At 72.4% G+C, this 2,148-nt stretch carries 1 protein-coding gene; it reads right to left on the bottom strand.

What is annotated here, in order from left to right; genetic code table 11:
- Positions 1-1,881: SpnB-like Rossmann fold domain-containing protein (locus EAO76_RS41350; RefSeq protein WP_399463710.1), on the bottom strand; the 1,881-nt coding region annotated here is incomplete at its 3' end.
- Between the last annotated feature and the right edge of the window lie 267 nt (positions 1,882-2,148).

Here is a 2,148-nt window from a genome sequence, read left to right as displayed (position 1 = left end):
CGGCTCGCTCGCCGCCGTACTCGGCGGACTCGTCCGCACCCGTGCCCGCCGACTCACCAACAGCAGATGCCGCACCCCGTACTCACGCACCACATGACGCGCGAACAACACACCCAACGTCCCCGTACCACCGGTGATCAACACCGTCCCCTCGGGGTTCCACATCGGGGGCATCGTGAGGACGATCTTGCCGATGTTCTGTGCTTGGCTCAGGAAGCGGAACGCCTCCGGTGCCCGGCGCACGTCCCAGGTGCGGATCGGCGAGTGCCGCAGCGCACCCCGCTCGAAGAGTTCGACGATCTCGGTGAGCATCCGCCGGAACAGGTCGGGGTCCTCCTGCGCGACCGTCACCAGGTCGAACGCCTGGTACTCGACCCCGGGGTGGGCGGCGGCGACCTCCTGCGGTTCGCGGATGTCGGTCTTGCCCATCTCGATGAAGCGTCCTCCGTGCGGTTGCAGCCGCAGCGAGGCGTCCACGAACTCGCGTGCCAGGCAGTCCAGGACGACGTCCACGCCGCGGCCCCCGGTGGCTGCCAGGAACTGCGGTTCGAAGTCCAGGGTCCGGGACGACGCGATGTGACCGCCGTCGAGACCGGCTGCACGCAGCGCGTCCCACTTGCCGGGGCTCGCGGTGCCGTACACCTCGGCGCCCAGGTGGCGGGCGAGCTGGAGGGCGGCCAGGCCGACACCGCCGGCCGCGGCATGCAGCAGCAAGGTCTCGCCGGGCCGGATGCCTGCCAGTTCCACCAGTGCGTAGTACGCGGTTCCGTACACGATCGGAATGGCGGCCGCTTCCTCGAACGACCAGTGGTCGGGGATGCGCACGACCAGCCGGTGGTCGACCACGGTGAGCGGGCCGAACGCGTCGGGCAGCATGCCCATGATCCGGTCGCCGGCCTTCAGCCCGGTCACCGCCGGGCCGACCTCGGTGATCACGCCGGAGCCCTCGATGCCGAGGGAGCCGTCGCCGGGGAGGAGGCCGAGCGTGAACACGACGTCGCGGAAGTTCAGCCCGGCGGCGCGGACCGCGACGCGGATCTCGCCCGGTCCGAGCGGGGCGGATGCGGACTCGTTGGCCACCAGGGTCAGGCCCTCCAGCGTGCCCTGTGTGGCCGCGTCGAGGCGCCACGGTGTGCCGGGGGCCGCGACCGGCGGCGTCAGGGTGTCCGCCCGGTTCACCGCTCGGGTCAGCCGCGGTACGAGGAACTGCCCGGTGCGCAGCGCGAGTTGCGGCTCGCCCGAGGCGAGGGCGGCGGGCAGGGCGATGGCGGAGCGCTCGTCGTCGTCCATGTCGATCAGGGCGAAACGGCCGGGGTTCTCCGTCTGCGCGGTGCGCAGCAGGCCCCAGACCGGCGCGTACGCCGGGTCGGCCGGGCCCTCGTCCGGGTCGGTGGTGACCGCGCCGCGTGTCACGACGGTGAGCCGGGCCGTGCCGAACCGCTCGTCGGACAGCCACGCCTGGACCGTTCCCAGGGCCCGGTGGGCGGCGGTGTGCATGGCGTCGATGCCGTACGTGTCGTCGTCGTCGGCGCCGTCCGGGTCCGTGTACAGGAAGACGATCGCGTCGGGGCCCCCGGTACCGTCGCCGGGCAGACTGTCCGCGAGAGCGGCGAAGTCCGCGTACGGCTCGGCCGGTGTGCGTTCCAGCGCGGAACCCGAACCGGCGGGGTCCGCTCCTACCTGTACGGGGCGGCGGCCCGTCGCGGGGTTCCCCGCAGGCTCCTGGGCGGCGCCGGAAGCGGTCCACTCCAGCCGGAAGAGCGCGTCGTCGATGCCGTGGGAGCCGCCGTGCCCCAGCTGCGCGGGGTCGACGGGACGCAGGGCGAGGGAGTCGACGGAGACGACCGGCCGGCCCTCGCCGTCGAACAGCTCCACGGACACGCTGTCGTTCCCCACCGGAACCAACCGCACCCGAACCGCCACCGCACCCGTCGCATGCAACCGCACACCCGACCACACGAACGGCAACCTCGGAGCCACCGGCCCCGAACCAGCCCCCGAACCACTCCCCGACCCGTCTCCCGAACCAGCCGAATGGTCAGCCGGCCCCGGCAACAACCCCGCGTGCAACGCCGCATCCAACAACGCCGGATGCACCCCAAACCCACCTGCCCCACCACACTCCTCCTCACCCAGAACCACCTGGGC

Source organism: Streptomyces sp. sk2.1, assembly GCF_008120935.1.
Lineage (GTDB): Bacteria > Actinomycetota > Actinomycetes > Streptomycetales > Streptomycetaceae > Streptomyces.
Note: the sequence above shows the minus strand (reverse complement) of the source record. Positions and strands in the feature narration are given on the sequence as shown.